Origin of the sequence: Corynebacterium pelargi (genome assembly GCF_014635485.1) — a bacterium.
Lineage (GTDB): Bacteria > Actinomycetota > Actinomycetes > Mycobacteriales > Mycobacteriaceae > Corynebacterium > Corynebacterium pelargi.
The window spans coordinates 588,104-605,098 of sequence record NZ_BMCX01000001.1 but is presented as its reverse complement, the minus strand read 5'-3'; the positions used below and the strand labels follow the sequence as shown (position 1 = coordinate 605,098).

16 protein-coding genes, 1 tRNA gene and 1 other RNA gene are annotated in these 16,995 nt (G+C 59.6%); 11 read left to right on the top strand and 7 right to left on the bottom strand.

The window, feature by feature from the left end:
• Positions 1–23: 23 nt before the first annotated feature.
• Positions 24–2,756 carry a pyruvate dehydrogenase (acetyl-transferring), homodimeric type gene (gene aceE, locus IEU99_RS02695; RefSeq protein ID WP_128889446.1) on the bottom strand — a complete coding sequence of 911 codons (2,733 nt, stop codon included), beginning with the start codon at positions 2,754–2,756 and terminating at the stop codon, positions 24–26.
• Between the two features lie 173 nt (positions 2,757–2,929).
• Here aceE and IEU99_RS02690 point away from each other — a divergent pair, with 173 nt between their 5' ends.
• The 4 genes from IEU99_RS02690 (at position 2,930) to IEU99_RS02675 (ending at position 5,442) form a co-directional block, all read left to right on the top strand.
• Entirely contained in the window at positions 2,930–3,358 is a 429-nt protein-coding gene (locus IEU99_RS02690) for a DUF3052 domain-containing protein (protein ID WP_128889447.1), read from the top strand.
• Positions 3,359–3,419: 61 nt separating this feature from the next.
• A tRNA-Val gene (locus IEU99_RS02685) sits at positions 3,420–3,492 on the top strand.
• Positions 3,493–3,523: 31 nt separating this feature from the next.
• A complete protein-coding gene (gene cbiB, locus IEU99_RS02680; RefSeq protein WP_128890786.1) occupies positions 3,524–4,456 on the top strand; it encodes an adenosylcobinamide-phosphate synthase CbiB in 933 nt (310 codons plus the stop codon).
• Entirely contained in the window at positions 4,453–5,442 is a 990-nt protein-coding gene (locus tag IEU99_RS02675; RefSeq protein WP_128889448.1) for a zinc-binding alcohol dehydrogenase family protein, read from the top strand. The genes cbiB and IEU99_RS02675 overlap by 4 nt, the downstream gene beginning before the upstream one ends.
• An 11-nt stretch (positions 5,443–5,453) precedes the next feature.
• On the opposite strand, the gene IEU99_RS02670 is transcribed toward IEU99_RS02675, so the two are convergent.
• The 3 genes from IEU99_RS02670 to IEU99_RS02660 are packed head-to-tail and all read right to left on the bottom strand — an operon-like array spanning position 5,454 to position 7,528.
• A complete protein-coding gene (locus IEU99_RS02670) occupies positions 5,454–6,419 on the bottom strand; it encodes an SURF1 family cytochrome oxidase biogenesis protein (RefSeq protein WP_128889449.1) in 966 nt (321 codons plus the stop codon).
• A complete protein-coding gene (locus IEU99_RS02665) occupies positions 6,406–6,897 on the bottom strand; it encodes a low molecular weight protein-tyrosine-phosphatase (protein WP_128889450.1) in 492 nt (163 codons plus the stop codon). The genes IEU99_RS02670 and IEU99_RS02665 overlap by 14 nt, the downstream gene beginning before the upstream one ends.
• Positions 6,881–7,528 (bottom strand): HAD hydrolase-like protein, encoded by a 648-nt coding sequence (locus IEU99_RS02660; RefSeq protein WP_128889451.1) that lies wholly within the window; start codon positions 7,526–7,528, stop codon positions 6,881–6,883. Before IEU99_RS02660 ends, IEU99_RS02665 begins: the two co-directional genes overlap by 17 nt.
• A 46-nt stretch (positions 7,529–7,574) precedes the next feature.
• On the opposite strand from IEU99_RS02660, the gene IEU99_RS02655 reads away from it, so the two are divergent.
• The 5 genes from IEU99_RS02655 (at position 7,575) to rnpB (ending at position 12,144) form a co-directional block, all read left to right on the top strand.
• Positions 7,575–8,576 (top strand): aminotransferase class I/II-fold pyridoxal phosphate-dependent enzyme, encoded by a 1,002-nt coding sequence (locus IEU99_RS02655; protein WP_229718350.1) that lies wholly within the window; start codon positions 7,575–7,577, stop codon positions 8,574–8,576.
• Positions 8,573–9,718, top strand: coding sequence for a Nif3-like dinuclear metal center hexameric protein (locus IEU99_RS02650; RefSeq protein WP_229718349.1), 1,146 nt, complete (start codon positions 8,573–8,575; stop codon positions 9,716–9,718). Before IEU99_RS02655 ends, IEU99_RS02650 begins: the two co-directional genes overlap by 4 nt.
• 21 nt (positions 9,719–9,739) lie before the next feature.
• Complete coding sequence (locus IEU99_RS02645; RefSeq protein WP_128889453.1) at positions 9,740–10,459, top strand: zinc ribbon domain-containing protein; 720 nt, start codon at positions 9,740–9,742, stop codon at positions 10,457–10,459.
• Positions 10,456–11,652, top strand: coding sequence for a bifunctional RNase H/acid phosphatase (locus IEU99_RS02640; RefSeq protein ID WP_128889454.1), 1,197 nt, complete (start codon positions 10,456–10,458; stop codon positions 11,650–11,652). The genes IEU99_RS02645 and IEU99_RS02640 overlap by 4 nt, the downstream gene beginning before the upstream one ends.
• Positions 11,653–11,699: 47 nt before the next feature.
• An RNA gene (gene rnpB, locus IEU99_RS02635) (RNase P RNA component class A) lies at positions 11,700–12,144 on the top strand.
• Between the two features lie 64 nt (positions 12,145–12,208).
• Here the strand turns inward: rnpB and IEU99_RS02630 are convergent.
• Positions 12,209–13,423 (bottom strand): hypothetical protein, encoded by a 1,215-nt coding sequence (locus IEU99_RS02630; RefSeq protein WP_128889455.1) that lies wholly within the window; start codon positions 13,421–13,423, stop codon positions 12,209–12,211.
• A gap of 319 nt (positions 13,424–13,742) precedes the next feature.
• Here IEU99_RS02630 and IEU99_RS02625 point away from each other — a divergent pair, with 319 nt between their 5' ends.
• On the top strand, positions 13,743–13,937 hold the full coding sequence (locus IEU99_RS02625; RefSeq protein WP_128889456.1) for a hypothetical protein: 195 nt from the start codon (positions 13,743–13,745) through the stop codon (positions 13,935–13,937).
• Positions 13,938–14,047: 110 nt separating this feature from the next.
• On the opposite strand, the gene IEU99_RS02620 is transcribed toward IEU99_RS02625, so the two are convergent.
• Complete coding sequence (locus IEU99_RS02620; protein ID WP_128889457.1) at positions 14,048–14,656, bottom strand: CYTH domain-containing protein; 609 nt, start codon at positions 14,654–14,656, stop codon at positions 14,048–14,050.
• Positions 14,653–15,513: a DUF2786 domain-containing protein gene (locus IEU99_RS02615; protein ID WP_128889458.1), complete on the bottom strand. Its 861-nt coding sequence runs from the start codon at positions 15,511–15,513 to the stop codon at positions 14,653–14,655. Before IEU99_RS02615 ends, IEU99_RS02620 begins: the two co-directional genes overlap by 4 nt.
• Before the next feature lie 132 nt (positions 15,514–15,645).
• On the opposite strand from IEU99_RS02615, the gene glnA reads away from it, so the two are divergent.
• A complete protein-coding gene (gene glnA, locus IEU99_RS02610) occupies positions 15,646–16,986 on the top strand; it encodes a type I glutamate--ammonia ligase (protein WP_128889459.1) in 1,341 nt (446 codons plus the stop codon).
• The last annotated feature ends 9 nt before the right edge of the window (positions 16,987–16,995 follow it).

Here is a 16,995-nt window from a genome sequence, read left to right as displayed (position 1 = left end):
GCAGGCCTGGGCTAAAAGAGCGCTTAGGCCTTGGTGGGGTCGGTGAGGTTGAACTTCTTAGCTGCTTCTTCAGCAACCTCGCGGTCAATCTCCCCTTCAAGAACTAGCGCGTTCAGCGCAGCCACAGTCACCGATTCGGCATCGATGTTGAAGAAGCGGCGTGCGGCCGGACGCGTGTCCGAGAAGCCGAAGCCATCTGCACCCAAAGAGGTGTAGCGGCCGGGCACGAAGCGACGGATTTGCTCCTGAAGGTCGGTGGCGAAGTCGGACACAGCGATGTAGGGGCCGGAGCCCTGCTTGAGCTGCTTGGTGGCAAACGCCTCTTCAGGCTTTTCGCCGGCGCGCAGCGCGGCTTGTTCCTTCTCGCGACCCTCACGAGCGAGCTCAACCCAGGAGGTGACCGAGAAGATGTTGGCGTCAACGTCGTACTCGGCGAGCAGCTCCTTGGCCTTCAGCGCCTGCTGCATGCCAATGCCAGAAGCCAGAAGGGAGACTTGGTGCTTGGCGTCGTCAGCGGCCTTGTCGTAGAGGTAGATACCCTTGTGCAGGCCTTCGACGTCGAGGTCTTCGGGCTCTGCAGGCTGGTGTACTGGCTCGTTGTAGATGGTCAGGTAGTACATGACGTTTTCGCCACGTCCTGGGCCGTACATGCGGTCAATACCCTCGTGGATGAGGTGAGCGAGCTCGTAGGCGAAGGCGGGGTCGTAGGAGACTACAGCGGGGTTGGTGGAGGCCAAGATTTGGGAGTGGCCGTCCATGTGCTGCAGACCTTCACCGGTGAGCGTGGTGCGGCCGGCGGTCGCGCCGAGGATGAAACCGCGCGCCATCTGGTCGCCAGCGGCCCAGAAGGAATCGCCGGTGCGCTGGAAGCCGAACATCGAGTAGAAGATGTACAGCGGCACCATGGCTTCGCCGTGGGTGGCATAGGAAGTGCCGGCGGCGATAAACGATGCAGTGGAACCCGCCTCGTTGATGCCTTCGTGCATGATTTGGCCGTCTTTGGATTCGCGATACGACAGCATGAGGTCGTGGTCGACAGGCACGTAGTTCTGGCCATGCGGGTTGTAGATACCCATGGTCGGGAACCAGGAGTCCATGCCGAAGGTGCGAGCCTCATCGGGGATGATCGGAACGAAGCGCTTGCCCAGTTCCTTGTCTCGCATCAATTCCTTGAAGGTGCGGACCACTGCCATCGTGGTGGCGACTTCCTGCTTGCCCGAGCCCTTGCGGATGGTGCGCAGCTTATCCAGCGGCGGCACTTCAAGCGGGGTGTAGCTTTCGCGACGTTCGGGCAGGTAACCGCCAAGCTCTTTACGACGTTCCTGAAGGTACTTGATCTCCTTCGAGTCCTTGCCGGGGTGGTAGTACGGCGGCAGGTAGGGATCCTTCTCCAGCTCTTCGTCGCTGATCGGCACACCCTGCTTATCCCTGAAGAGCTTGAGGTCTTCGAGGGTGAGCTTCTTCATCTGGTGGGTCGCGTTGCGGCCTTCGAAGTTGTGGCCGAGGCCGTAGCCCTTAATGGTGTGCGCGAGGATCACGGTGGGGCGATCCTTGGTTTCAAGTGCGCGCTTGTAGGCGGCGTAGATCTTGCGGTAGTCGTGGCCGCCGCGGCGCAGGTTCCAGATTTCCTCGTCGGTCATGTCTTCGACGAGTTTGGCGGTGCGTGGGTCGCGGCCGAAGAAGTGCTCGCGGACGTAGGCGCCGTCGTTTGCCTTGAAGGTTTGGAAGTCGCCGTCTTTGGTGGTGTTCATCAAGTCCACGAGGGCGCCTTCTTTGTCTGCTTCAAAGAGTTTGTCCCATTCGCGGCCCCAGACGACCTTGATCACGGACCAGCCTGCGCCCCTGAAGAAGGATTCAAGTTCCTGAATGATCTTGGTGTTGCCGCGAACCGGGCCGTCGAGACGCTGCAGGTTGCAGTTGATCACGAAGGTGAGGTTGTCGAGGTTGTGCAGCGCGGCCATTTGGATGAGGCCGCGGGATTCGGGCTCGTCCATTTCGCCGTCGCCAAGGAATGCCCAGACGTGTTGGTCGGAGGTGTCCTTGATGCCGCGGTTGTGCAGGTAGCGGTTGAACTTGGCCTGGTAAATGGCATCCATGGGGCCAAGACCCATGGAGACGGTGGGGAATTCCCAGAATTCGGGCATGCCCTTGGGGTGTGGGTAGCTGGGAAGTCCGCCTTGTTCGCGGGAGACTTCTTGACGGAAGCCGTCGAGGTCATCTTCAGAAAGTCGGCCTTCCATGAAGGCGCGAGCGTACATGCCGGGGGAGGCGTGACCCTGGAAGAAGATGTGGTCGCCGCCACCGGGGTGGTCTTTTCCTCTGAAGAAGTGGTTGTAGCCGACTTCGTAGAGCGGCGCTGCGCCTGCATAGGTAGAGATGTGTCCACCCACGCCGATGCCGGGTCGTTGGGCGCGGTGCACCATGATGGCCGCGTTCCAGCGGATCCAGCGGCGGTAGCGCTTTTCGATTTCTTCGTCGCCGGGGAAGTCAGGCTCCATCGTGGTGGGGATGGTGTTGACGTAGTCGGTCGAGGTGAGCGAAGGCAGGGGCACGCGTTTTGCGGATGCGCGCTCGAGCAGGCGCAGCATCAAAAATCGTGCGCGATCGATGCTCGACTCTTCAAGTAATCCGTCGAGCGATTCGAGCCACTCGCGGGTTTCTTCGGGGTCTGCGTCGTTGAGATACGAGGCGACGCCGTCGCGGATTAGGGCGAAGTTTGTGTCCTCAGTTTGCTTTTCCGTCTTCGGATCAGCCATTCCACACCTCCATAAGTGAAGCTTGTAGGTCGACGACGGGGTGGTTGTCGACACGCATATGTTCCCAGAATACGTGTGAGAAAGCGCTTCGTGTTCGCCCGGTCGAAAGTTTTAGGCGGTTTCTTTGAAGAAAGACGGTAAAACCACGGCTGACCATGTAATGTTCATTAGCGATGAACGTCAAAGAATCCAAGGAGAACTATTCTGGGGCAGAGGTTGCCCAACTGCTCAGCCTTTCTGAAGGGCTGACGGTTCAGGAAATCGGCTGGGATGAGGACGCCGATTCGTCGATAAGCGAAGCCATCGAGGACTTCATCGGCTCTGAATTACTTGAAGAGGACACCGATGAGGCATGCGACCTGGTGTTGCTTTGGTGGCGCAGCGAAGACGGCGATCTCGGCGATGGGCTTGTCGACGCCCAGCGTTCCCTCGCCGACAACGGCCGCATCTGGTTGCTCACGCCCGGCACCGGAAAGCCGGGTGCCCTCGAACCCGGCGAAATTTCTGAAGCGGCGCAGCAGGCCGGTTTTGTGCAAACGAAGGCCGAACGTCTGGGTAATTGGCAGGGCTCTTGCCTCGTCCAAGCTGGGGTTAAGCACTAGGTTTTGTCTTTGGCGCTTGGTGGGCTAAACTTCCCTGAGTCGCCAAGTTACGGCGAAGTTAGCGCCTTTAGCTCAGCTGGGAGAGCAGCTGGTTTACACCCAGCAGGTCGGCGGTTCGAGCCCGTCAGGGCGCACATGTCATTTCGGCAGCCGGTGCACAACGTGATGTTGCACCGGCTGCTTTCTTCTTGCGCAAATATTGTCCCGGGCGTGGTCGTCGACAGGCTGATTGGCGACCCCGGTGGCAGCGCCCACCCCGTGGCGATCTTCGGCACGTACGCCAATTTCCTCAAGAGCAGGATGTGGGCCGATTCGAAGCTGCGCGGTCTTGCTTTCTGGCTCGCGGCTGTGAGCCCTCCGGTGGCCGCCACCACCTTCGCTTGGCGACGCTGGCCTCGCAGCACCAACGCCCTCGTCTTGGCCTTTTGCCTCGGCGGCACCACCTTGGAACGCACGGGCCTAAAGGTGGCCTCTGACCTTTCCCGCGGGGATGTGGAGGCCGCCCGCTACTGGGTGCCGTGGCTTTGTTCCCGCGACTCGCAGCGCCTGGATGCCGACGGAATCGCCCGCGCCACCGTGGAGTCTTTGGCTGAGAACGTCTCCGATGCGGTGGTGGCCTCCCTGTGCTGGTCCGTGGCCGGCGCCCCAGCGGTGGTGTTGCACCGCGCAGCGAACACGCTGGACGCAATGGTGGGGTATCGCAATGAACGCTATGCCAACTTTGGGTGGGCTAGCGCCAAGCTTGACGACGCCCTGGCCTTCATTCCCGCGCGTCTTAGCGCAGCCACCTTCGTCCTCCTCGCCTCCTTCAAGAAAAGAGGCGGTGCTGCTATCCGCGCGTGGCAACGCGATGCCCCCTCACACCCCAGCCCCAACGCCGGCCCAGTAGAAGCCACGGCCGCGGCAGCCTTGGGTGTGCAACTCGGCGGCGCCACCGAATATGCCCACGGTGTGGAGATGCGCCCAATTTTGGGTACGGGGCGTGCTCCAGGCCCGAACGACGTGAAGGCTGCGGTGCGTTTGATCCGGCGCGCGCAGCTCGTTGCCGCGGCTGCGGCAGTCGCACTTGGCGCATGTGTGGCACGATCGGGTGCATGAAAGCAATTGGATACGTAGAAAATCTGCCCATTTCCAGCCCGGATGCGTTGGTGGAGCGCGAGGTGGAAAAGCCTGCGTGCGGCCCTCGCGATGTGCTCATTCGCGTTGAGGCCGTGGGCGTGAACCCTATCGACGCCAAGCAGCGCAAAACCGCTGATGCCGGGGGTTTCCGTGTTCTGGGCTACGACGCTGCCGGCCGCGTGGAGGCGGTGGGTGAGGAAGTTACCCGCTTTGCACCTGGCGACGCCGTAATCGCCATTGGCACCCTGTCACGCCAAGGCACCAACGCCGAATTCTTCGCCATCGACGAGCGCATGGCCGCAAAGCTTGAAGGGGAGAACTTTGCCGAGGCGGCCGCCCTGCCGCTGACGTTCATCACCGCCTGGGAAAGCCTCTTCGAACGCCTGCAGCTTGACGAGTCCTCCCAAGGCACCCTGCTCATGATTGGTGCCACCGGCGGCGTCGGTTTGGCCGCCCTGCAGCTTCTGCGCCTTCGCTGCCCCAAGGTCGATGTCATCGCCACCGCTTCAGACGAATCTCGCGCCCGCCTGGTGCGCGACCTGGGTGCCACCTTCGTGGTGAACCATCGCGACTCCCTGTTGGAGCAAGTGCTCGCCGATTTTCCTGAAGGGGTGGATTGGGTTTTCACTGCTCACTCCCAGGGCCAAGAAGACCTCCTGGCCTCCATCACCCGCCCCTTCGGCCACATTGTCGGTATCGACGTCGGCCCGGATTCGATTGCCCCGCTGAAGGCCAAGTCGATTGCGTGGCATTGGGAGTCGATGTTTAGTAAATCGCTTTTCGACGTCGCGCTTGAATCTCAAGGCGCCATCCTCGACGAGGTCGCGCGCTTGTATGCCCGCGGTGAGATTCGACCTGTGATTGCCGAGCAGCTCAGCCCCATTGGTGTTGAGACCTTAAGTGCTGCCCAAGAGCGCATGGAAGCCGGCCACGAACTTGGGAAAATTGTCGTGACCGGCTGGTAGTCGCGGCGCGTTTAGAAGTTGTCTCGCCGTCGGTCGAAGCCGCGTTGCTGCCCGGCGGCGGGGTGTTTGCTGCCGTAGCGGGAGCGTTGGGGCGTACTCCCAGCCTGGGCTGGGGGATCTGCTTTCTCGGCGCTGGCTGCCGGCGACTCCGCGATCTTGCTGGCCGGGGCTTGGGCACCGTCGCCCCCTTCAGGTCTTTGCGACGCCGCCAACGCTGCTTCTTCTTCGCGTACTCGTTTGCGCTCACGGATTTCTGAGTACACAAAGTAGCCAAGACCCAGCGGTGCCATGATGCCGAACGCTATCCACTGGAAGCCGTAGGACAGGTGGTTGCCTCTGTCTTGCTTCGGAATCGGGATGGGTTGCAGCACCCCAGGCTCGTCGCTGGAAAGCTGCAGATAGTCGCGGCCGAGTGTGGTGTTGTTGAGCTTGCCAATCTGTTGGGTATTAATCCCGTAGACCTGTTGGTAGCCATCGGCCTGCATCGGCGCTTTGTCCGGGGTGCGCTCATTGGCGCGAGCATGCGCGACGAGGGTGACATTTCCTGAAGGGGGAGTGGGGATGTGCGGGGCGTCGCCAGCATTCGTCGGCTCAAAGCCTCGATTGATCAACACCACCGGCCCATCGTCGATTTGGAATGGCACCAGCGATTGGTAGGAAGGCCCTGATTCGACTGGTCGCATGCGTAGGAGCACTTCTTTGTCGGGCAGGTAGTGCCCGGTGATGCGCACGCGGCGCCATTCTTGGTCGTTGGTGATCTCGCCTTGGTCGTCGAAGATGTTGTGGTAGTCGGTGGGCTCCTGTTCGAAGGCTGCGTCGACGTGTTCGTTGCGGTTGACGATGTCGCGGTCTTTTCCCAGTTGCCAGGGTGATAGCACGGTGAAGGCGAGGTAGGAAAAGGCGATGACGAGCACGGTGGTGATGACCCAGCCGGGGGTGAGAAAGACTTTCCAGCCGGAGCGTTTAGTGCTGCTCACTGAGCTGCTCCTTGATCCATGCGATGATGCCGGGGGTGGCGTCGAGGATCTGGTCGCGCGCGATGCGGAAGTCTTCGGCGTCGCCGTAGTAGGGGTCTTCTACGTCGCGGGTGTCGGCCTTGGGGTCGAAGCTGCGTAGAAGCCGGATGCGTTGTTGTGGGTATCCGAGTTGTTGGAGTGCTTTTTGGTGTCCTTGGTCGAGTGCGATGAGCAGGTCGGCGTGTTCGGCTTCGTCGCCGATTTGTTGGGCGCGGTGTTTGGTGCCGTCGTAGCCTTTTTGGCGTAGTGCTTGGATTGCGCGCCGGTCGGCTCCTTGGCCGATGTGCCATCCGCCTGTGCCGCAGGAGCTGACGTTCACGCGTGCGCTTAAGTTTTCGCGCTCAACGGCGTCTTGCAAGATTACGTCTGCCATGGGGGAGCGGCAGATGTTGCCGGTGCAGACGAACACCACTGATAGTTGCTCAGTTGAAGAAGCCATGAATTTTTTCCTCCAAGGTGGTTATATCGCCAGCGTAGTCAAAGGCTTGGTCCCATTCCTCCTGCTCGCCATGGCCCCAGCCTACGAGGATGGTGGGGATGGAGAAGTGGGCTGCGCCTTCGGTGTCGTGGGTTCGGTCGCCAATCATGAGCATGGGGGTGTTGGCTGGATCGGCGTCGACGGTGCTGAGCACGTGTTGGATCACTGCTTGTTTGCCTTGGCGGCCTCCTTCGACGTCGGCGCCACCGATGAAGTCGAAGTGTTCTGCCACGCCGAGGTGTTCGAGGGTGCGGGCGGCGAGCGCTTGGTTTTTGCTGGTGGCGGTGCACAGGGTGTAGCCCTGTTGGCGTAGCCGGGGCAGCAGGGTGTCCCATCCGGGGAACAGTGTTGCGTTATGCCAGCCGTGTTCGCGGTAGTCGGCGCGGAAGGCAGCGAGGCCTTCGGAGGCGGTGTCGTGGTCGAGGCCGAGGTCGCGGAGGGTGTCGTAGATCTGGGGGCCGGGTACTTTGCGTAGCCGGGCCTCTTCAGGAATTGGCTGCTCGATGGCTTTAAGCGCGGTGATGAAACTCGCGCGGATTCCTGGGTAGGAGTTCACGATGGTTCCGTCGACGTCGATAAGCAAAATAGGCACGGCTTTTAGTCTTACATTTTTTCTTTCGGCGATTACACTCAGCCCAGTGTTTGATCCTCGTATTCATGGCGATGCCGATGCTCGTGGGGCCTCGGTGGATTTTGCCGTGAATGTTGCTGCGCGCACTCCTTCGTGGTTGCTTGAGGCCATTGTGCAGGCTGTGCCTTCGCTGCGTGATTATCCGGATCCGGGCAGCGTTGCCGAGGTAGAGGCGATGATCGCTGAGTATCACGGTGTGCCGGCGCAGCGCATCATGTTGGTAGCTGGTGCCTCAGAGGCCTTTGCCATGTTGCCGCGTTTGCACCCTCGCCAGCCGCTGATTATTCACCCTGGTTTTAGCGAGCCGGACGCGATTTTCGGTGCTGCTGCCACACATGTGGTGCTTGACCCGCCCTTTGACAAGCCCTATGCCCCACAGGCTGCGGATATGGTGATCATCGGCAATCCCACCAACCCCACCGGTGTGGTGCACGATGTATCGCCGCTGCGAGCACCAGGGCGCATGCTGGTCGTTGATGAGGCTTTCTTGGACGTTGTAGGCGAGCAGTACTCCATGATTCCGGCTCAGCTTGACGACGTCCTCTGCCTGCGAAGTTTGACCAAAACCTGGGGTATTGCTGGCTTGAGAATCGGCTATGTAGCCGGTGATCCCGTCGTCTTGGATCGCCTGCGCCACCAACGCGCCCACTGGCCGGTGGGTACCTTGCAAATTGCTGCCGCAAAAGCGGTGTTTAGCCACGGCGTGCAGCAATTGCCAGCGATCCGCCACGGCATTGAACAGGATCGCGACTCGATGCAAGCAACGCTGCAGGCCCACGGTTTTAAAATGGAAAGCCATTCCCAGGCGCCCTTTTTACTTGTCCAACCCCCATGCGAGGAGCCGGAGCAAGTGCGCCAGGAACTACTGCGCCGGGGCATTGCGCTACGGCGTTGTGATACCTTCCCCGGTCTAGACTTAAACCATTGGCGCCTAGCCGTGAGACCGCCTGAACAGGTTCGCCTACTACTTCAGGCAATGCAGGAGATTGGAGCACTGAACACACCGTGAGCACCACTAATACCGTTAGCTCGGTGGTCGACGCACTCGAGCGTGCCTACCCACCACACTTGGCTGAATCTTGGGACGCAGTGGGGCTTATCTGTGGCGATCCCGAGGCGCCGGTGGACAAAGTTGCCTTCGCACTTGACTGCACCGAAGCAGTGGCCGATCAAGCCGTGGCGGCAGGTGCCCAGATGCTGGTCGTGCACCACCCCTTGCTCTTGCGAGGCGTGAGCAGCGTTGCCGCGAACACCCCCAAAGGCAAAATCATCCACAAGCTCATCAGCAATAACGTGGCGCTTTTTGCCGCGCACACCAATGCTGATTCCGCGCGCCCAGGCGTCAATGACCAGCTCGCCACCCTCTGTGGCATCACCCCAGGGCGGCCACTAGCGCCAAAGCTTCAAGGCCTGGATAAGTGGGGAGTGCAAGTACCAATTGATCAAGCTTCAGCGCTCAAAGATGCCATCTTTGACGCCGGTGCGGGCGAAATTGGTGAATACAGCCAATGCGCCTTTAGCTTCGAAGGCCAAGGGCAATTCAGCCCCAGCGCCAAGGCTAACCCAGCCATTGGCCAGCGTGAACAGCTTGAAACTGTGCAAGAATTGCGCATCGAATTCGTAGCAGCCCGCGGAAAAAGAACAGCGATCATGCAGGCACTGCGAGCAGCGCACCCCTATGAAGAGCCCGCCTTCGATATCACCGCCCTCGAAGCAACCGAGCCGCTTGAACAGGCCTGTGGCCTAGGCCGACTCGGCACCCTTGAACAGCCGATGCGCTTTGAAGACTATGTGCAAATGATCGCCAACCAGCTTCCCGCCACCGCCTGGGGTGTGCGAGCAGCAGGTGATCCAGACAAGATGGTGCAATGCATCGCCGTGAGCTCAGGAGCCGGTGATGGATTCATTGAAGAAGCCGCGAAGCTTGGAGCCGATGTATTCCTCAGCTCCGATCTGCGCCACCACCCCGTGGACGAGGCGCTGCGAGCTTTCGACATGTGCATCATCGACACAGCGCACTGGGCCAGCGAATACCCCTGGACCAGCCAAGCCTCCCAGGTGCTAAGCCAAGCGCTGCCGGATATTGCAGTCGAGGTTCTTGCCACTAGAACAGATCCTTGGACAATTGCGAAACAGCCGAAACAACACTAAGACCCGAGGAAGAACATCACGATGCAACTAGCACTGCCCCTTCAAGAAACACTGCTGGAACTTTCCACCCTTGAGCGCAATGGAGACGTGGAAGTGGTGCAGGTCAAAAGCGAAGAGCAGCAAGAGCTTGAGCGCCTGAGCGCCAAGCAGATGCGCATTCGCGATGCGGCAGCCTCCGCGCAATTGGCCGTAGACGACATGGAATTAGAAATCCGTCGCATCCAAGACGATGAGCGCAAACTACGCCGCAGGTTAGATGATGATCGCCGCCAACTTGGTGCCGCTACCGATGAAGAGCTGCGCAAAGACTTGCAGCATGATCTGCATTCCGCGCAGGTGCGCATTCAGAACCTCACCTCGGAGATGCAAGAGGCACACAATGAGGTACACGCGCTGAGGGCGAATCGCGATCTCTATCAGCAGCAGTTGCGCGAAATTGAGGCTGAAGTAGCAGCGGCGCAGCGAGCCGTGGACGCCTTGCCGGTAGATACCTCGGAAGAGGATGTGCGCGGGCGCGTCGAAAAGCTTAGGGCAGCATTGCCGGAGGAAGTCCTTGCAGCCTATGAGGAACGCCGAAGCGAAAATGGCATCGGAGCTGCGAAATTTAACGGCCGATCCTGCGGTGGCTGCCACATCATGCTGCCAGTGGCCGAGGCCTCACGCATCCGCCAGGCACCCGAAACCGAAGTGCCCGAATGCGGAGAATGCGGCAGCTACCTCATCCGAGGGCAAGCTGCATGAGCAAGCATCTACTCATCGAAGCCGATGGAGGATCGCGCGGTAATCCCGGTCCCGCCGGCGCGGGCACAGTCGTTCGCGATGCCGACACCGGCACAGTGCTGGCCAGCCTTGCCTATGTGGTGGGCAAAGCTACCAATAACGTGGCCGAATACCGCGGGCTGCTCAACGGGCTTGAAGTAGCAGCCAGCTTGGGCGCAAACCTTGTGAGCGTTCGCATGGACTCCAAACTTGTAGTTGAGCAGATGTCTGGGCGTTGGAAAATCAAACACCCCGACATGCGCGAGCTTGCCATGGAATGCAAAAAGATCGAGCGTGGCCTTGAGCAGGTGGAATACCAGTGGGTGCCGCGCAAGCAAAACTCCCGTGCCGATGAGCTTGCCAACAAGGCCATGGACGCCATAGCGCAAGGTGCAGCACCCGGCTACGTGGAAGGCTATGAGCCGCCAACGCAAAAGCCCAACGCCAGCATTGCCGCCGATAGCGCGACTACAGGGGCCACATCGAGCGCGACGGACTCGGCAAATGCGCAGGACAACAAGAACTGCCCCAAGGTGTGGAATGGAGCCACTACCGAAGCCACGCGCTTTTTGCTGCTCAGGCATGGGCAAACAGCGTTGTCTGCACAGCGTCGCTATTCGGGGCGATCGAACCCCGAGCTTTCAGCTATTGGCGAGCAGCAAGCCAACGCTGCAGCGCAGCACCTCGCAGCACGCGGTGGCATTGATGCCATTGTGGCGTCGCCGCTTCGGCGGTGTCAGCAGACCGCCCAGGCGGTGGCCGATGCGATGGGTCTTGAGGTGCACACGGTAGACCCCCTTCAGGAAATGGACTTCGGTGATTGGGACGGGCTGACCTTTGCCGAGGCCCGTGCATCGGATCCCGAACGCCACCAGCAGTGGCTTGAGGATCCATCAATGGCTCCGCCCGGCGGGGAGTCTTTGGCGCAGGTTTACCGGAGGGTGAAAAAGGCCAGAGCGCGCATTGCAGAAGACTTTGGCCCCGGCACCATTTTGGTGGTCAGTCACGTCACCCCCATCAAGGCGGTGCTCAGAGAAGCCCTCGGTGCACCTGCCACGATGTTCCACAAAATGCACCTGGACTTAGCTTCGCTGTCCATTGCGGAGTTCTACGCCGATGGGCCAACCTGTGTCCGATTGGTCAATGACACCTCCTATCTGCCGAGTGCGCGCTAGGCGATCCAGTGAAACGCCCGGGCGCGTGTACACTTAAGCCTCGCGAATGAGCCGGCTGGGCGATTGCGTCTGTGTGAACCAGCGTCGATTGATGTTCAAGGCACATGGCCGAGGAAAGTCCGGACCCCAAAGAGCACGGTGGTTGCTAACGGCAACCCGGGGAAACCCGAGGGCAAGTGCAGCAGAAAGTAAACCGCCTCCAGGTATTTTCCTGGCGGTAAGGGTGAAAGGGTGCGGTAAGAGCGCACCGGCAGCGACGGCGACGTAGCTGGCCAGGTAAACCCCACCGGGGGCAAGGCAAGAGGGCGCACGAAGCATCACCCAGGTATGAGGTGAGAAGTGTGCCTGCGCGGATTGAAGGCGGCTCGCCTAAACGTCCGCGGGTAGCTGCTTGAGGTCGCGAGCAATCGCGGCCCTAGATGGATGATCGCCACCTGTGGTTGTGCCCAGCGCAACCGGGTACAGAATCCGGCTTATAGGCCGGCTCATTCGCCTCAAAACAACAAAAACGAGGGCCAACGAGAGCCAACAAAGGCCAACGAGGGGCGCTATCGCCTTAGTGCTTGGTAGTCGCCTGCTCACCACGCTGGATGAGCATTACCTCAAGACCATCCTCGCTTAAAGCCTCGGCCACGGATTCCGCCTTGTAATCAGGTACAAGGCACAGCACCGATGCGCCTGAACAACGTGCGGCAGCGGCACCGCGCTGGAGGCATAACTGCGCGGTAGCTTCAAGCGCAGTAGGGGCGTCTAAGAGGCGAACGTACTCCTGGTTGGAGGCATTCATTGCCGGGACGATATCGGCAGTCCTACGCGAACGAATAGCGCTGGTAGTGGCGACGGTGCGGTCAATTTCGTGTTCTAAATAGTGCAACCAGCGCTGCGCCTGATCCACGCTCGGGGCCTGCGATTTGGGGTGCACCTGATGCACTGCTCTTAACCAGGCAAGCACACGTTCGCGAGCATTCGGCAGCAAACGCAAACTCGGGGCGGCGAAAGCGGTGGTGACATCGTCGATAAAGCGCTGCATCGCGGCTTGATCGGCTTCAGGAAACGCCTGCGGTGGGCACACAGCGAGCAATTGATACCCAAAATCCTGGGGGTGGGTTACCTGCGTGATCGAACCATCGGCATAGTCCATCACGTTGAGGGCCTGAGCCTGGCCACGCAAGGCTGCGGTGTAGCGGGCTCGGCTGGGTGCCTGGTTGGAGATCGTTGCAGCCGCCTGGGCACACACATTGGCGAGCTTGGTGCGGGCAGGGCCTAGTTGGTGTTCTTCGGGCTCTTGCACCAACGTCAGCGCGATGGCGATGTCGAGCGCCTCGCTTTCTCCAAGGCCGGCATCACGGGGGATCGAGCTCAACACCGTCACATCCATGCCCGGGGTCTCGCGGCTAATGAGCTGGCGATGCATCATCGTGAGCACCACGGTGCCCACTCTTTGAGCAAGATCGGGATTGGGGGAGGGCTGCTGCGAACGAAGCTGCTGCAGATCAGCGCGAATGTAATCGTCAGAAGCTGTCTCACCATCCAGGCCGAGCTGAATGTGACGGACCTGGATTTTAGAGTCCTTCCGGGCAGTGCGGGCCACAGCGAGGCGTTGGTGGCCCAACCCAACAAGCACCATGCCGCCTGCGTGATCACTGAGTTCACCCAATAGTGGGCAGGTGGCAGGGGCTGAGGCCACTATGGCAGGGCCGTCGGTCCATTCCCGGTGGGTGCTAAACGCAAGTGCTTCCACGTCGATTGGCTTCGTGGACCACAGGGGCATGGGTTCTCCTTGTTCGCTTCGGCGCGCCGGGTGGGGTATTCGTGCGCAAGATATCAGTCTGGCACAACACCTTGATAGGACAGTTAGTTTTACTCTAGTGCCTTATAGTTCAGCGGCTAAGCACCTACTCCTTAGCTTTTGCATGGCTGCGTGTTTCTTATTGGCTTGGTGTCTTCTTCGTCCTAGGTGTACCCGGCGATATGTTCAATGCGCCTGCGCATGGACATATGAGCCCTAGCCTGCGTACCGTTGGGCATTGAGTGATTCAGTGATGAAACAATGCTGGGTCGTACGCACATGCAATGAAAGGAAGCCGGGCATGGCTGAAGCAGATAACCAGTGGTACTACAACCTGAAAACCGGTGAGGTTGCCCAGGGTAAGCAATTTCCTTCCATGGACCGCATGGGTCCTTATGAGTCGAAGGAAGCTGCGCAGCACGCTTTAGAGATTGCCAGTGAGCGCAATGATGAAGCCGATGAGCAAGAAGCTGCTTGGGAGGGCGAGGAGGACTAACCTCCAGTCCAGCCTCGCTGGATAGCGCCTCAAGCATGCAAAGCAGCTTGGCTGCTGATAATTCGCATCTGCGCTGTTGCTACAACCGGGCGAACATGCCCGTGGTGCCGCTAGTGGTTGCCTAAGGCTCGTTGGAGCTTAGACGCACTGGCGGCTTTTTGCGCGCCTTGTGCCAATAGCACTGCTGCTGCGCTTTGCAGCAACTCCTCGCCTTGGGCGGCCTCAAGTGCCCCGTCGCGTAACTCCACTTCCCATTCGCGCCAGCGCTGCTCATGCTCACGGGAGCTGGCGTTGACGTGGTCGTCGCAAAACTCAGCCACTACTTCTCCAGATGCGCCGATCAGCAGCGTTTCTACGCGGCGGTTGTGAATCCTTGCTACCTCCTCCAATACGTCTTGGCCGATAATGTCTGCGACTTCCTTACGCAATGCCTCGGGGACTTCCATGGAATCTCCCAGTGGCAACTGCAATTCTTCTCTGCCGTGCTCACCGGTGGTTTTCAGGTGCCAACCTGCGTCTTTGCCGCCGACCCTTCTGCGTAAGGTGATTTTGTTGGAAGCGAGCTTGAGATCAGGGGTATCAAAGTATCGGGCGTCGAGTTCCATCGTGGTGGTATCACCAAGCGAACTGACGTGCATGATCTGATCTAGCTCCGCATCGGGCTGCAAAGCATCGACATCGAATTTGATTTCTTGTTCAACGGTGCGCTTGGGGCTCATGCTTGCAGTTCTACCAGCATTGCTCGGGAGTGTTTGATGGCGCACTTCCACTTCACACCCATTTCGTACCAGCCGGGAAGCAGGCGATGAGCGCGATGCTGCTGATCAACCAACCGCATTTTCGCAATGACCTTGCCTAACTCGCCGCTGATTGGCGTGCGGGGTTCAGGCTGGGGGTAGCAGGCGCGCTGCGGCTTCGGCGGAGATGTGCCAGAAGCGCATACCCCGGCGCAAAAGCTATAGGCCTGCGCATGGTCTAAGCCTTCAGCCCCAGGCCAACGGTTGCGTTGGAGAAAGCGAAACTCCTTGAGTATTCGCTGTATGGCCGGCCCGCGGCCAAGTAAAGACCAGATTCCGCTTGGGTGCACTTGTGCCACAAGAACTCCCGCTCCAAGGCCAAGGTGGCGAAGCATATGGCCATCGAATTGCTGCGAGGGCCCCTGCAGGAGGACTCGCCGGGCGATGCATCTCGGTGTGGGTGGTTCCAGTGAGCAAAGGCAGGCGAACACATCCGGCGATAGGTTCCATTGCCGTGCGATGTTCTGGCTCATCAGGTGGTAGGCGTGGGCTTCATGAGCATTACTGCTGTGGCGGGCATGGTGAATCAGCTTTGTTAATCGTGCGCTCTGCTTGGAGGTGAAGGGGGTTTGAGGGGCGAGCAGGGGAGCGTCGACAAGCGGTGTGCGTACCGGGTGCATGACTCCGCTGCGGTGATAGCACGCCCAAGCCAAAGCGATCGCCGGGGTGATGCCCTCGGGTATGCCTTCGATCCGTGGTGGCCAGAGCCCTTGGACGTGGTGAATGTCCTCGGGGCGCCAGCCCAGCGCCATTGCCTGTAGCACTTGTGTTCGATTCATGGTTCTGAGTGTGGCATTCGACCCCCGATTGAGGTGTGTGGAGGCATAGTTTTATTCGAACATCGCAGCTCAAAGCGGGAATTTCTGCTGAGTTGGCCTATGGATCGGGGGTTACTTACTACGCTTGGGAACATGAATTCACAGCAAGAGTTTGTGTTGCGCTCCATTGAAGAACGCGGCATTAAGTTTGTCCGTCTCTGGTTCACCGATATTTTGGGTTACCTCAAATCGGTTGCCGTGGCCCCCGCAGAGCTTGAATCCGCATTTGAAGAAGGCATCGGCTTTGACGGCTCAGCCATCGAAGGCTTCTCGCGCGTGTCCGAGGCAGACACCATCGCGATGCCCGATCCTTCAACGTTCCAGCTCTTGCCTTTCGACGATGACGATTCGCCTTTGCAATCTGCTCGCATGTTCTGCGACATCATGAACCCGGATGGCAGGCCATCTTATTCGGATCCGAGACAGGTGCTTCGACGCCAGATCCAAAAGGCCACCGACGAGGGCTTTAGCTGCAGCGTGTCGCCGGAAATTGAGTTTTATCTGGTACAGAGCCTTTCTACCGACGGCAGGCCACCAATTCCTACCGATAACGGCGGCTACTTTGACCAAGCCAGCCGAAATGATGCCCCGCTGTTTCGTCGAGAAGCTATGTTGGCGCTTGAACGGATGGGCATCCCGGTGGAATTTTCCCATCACGAAACTGCACCCGGCCAGCAAGAAATCGACTTGCGCCACGCCGATGCCTTGACCATGGCGGATTCAATCATGACCTTCCGCTATGTGATGAAGCAGGTCGCGCTGCGCAACGGGGTGGCCGCGACCTTCATGCCGAAACCATTCAGGGACTACGCAGGCTCGGCCATGCATACCCACATGTCGCTTTTCGAAGGCGATATGAATGCCTTCCACGACCCCGATGATGAATTCAGCTTGTCTAAGACAGCAAAACAATTCATCGCCGGCATTTTGGAACACGCCAACGAGATTTCAGCCATTACCAACCAATGGACGAATTCCTATAAACGCATTCTCTTTGGCAATGAGGCGCCAACCGCCGCGACCTGGGGCGTATCGAATCGCTCAGCGCTGGTGCGCGTGCCAACCTACCGCCTGACCAAGGAAGATTCTCGCCGCGTCGAGGTACGTTCCCCCGATAGCGCCTGCAACCCCTACCTCGCACTGGCAGTGCTCCTAGGTGCTGGCCTCAAAGGCGTGAAAGAAGGCTATGAGCTGCCCGATCCCGCCGAAGACGATATCGCACAACTGACGCGCCGCGAACGCCGGGCAATGGGGTACAAAGACCTGCCCATCAGCCTCGACCATGCCCTTAGAGAAATGGAGCACTCGGAATTCGTGGCCGATATCTTAGGCGAGCACGTCTACGAGTACTTCTTGCGCAATAAGTGGCGAGAATGGCACGAATACCAGGAGCAGATCACCCCTTGGGAGTTGTCCTCCAACCTGGATTACTAGCCCTGCAAG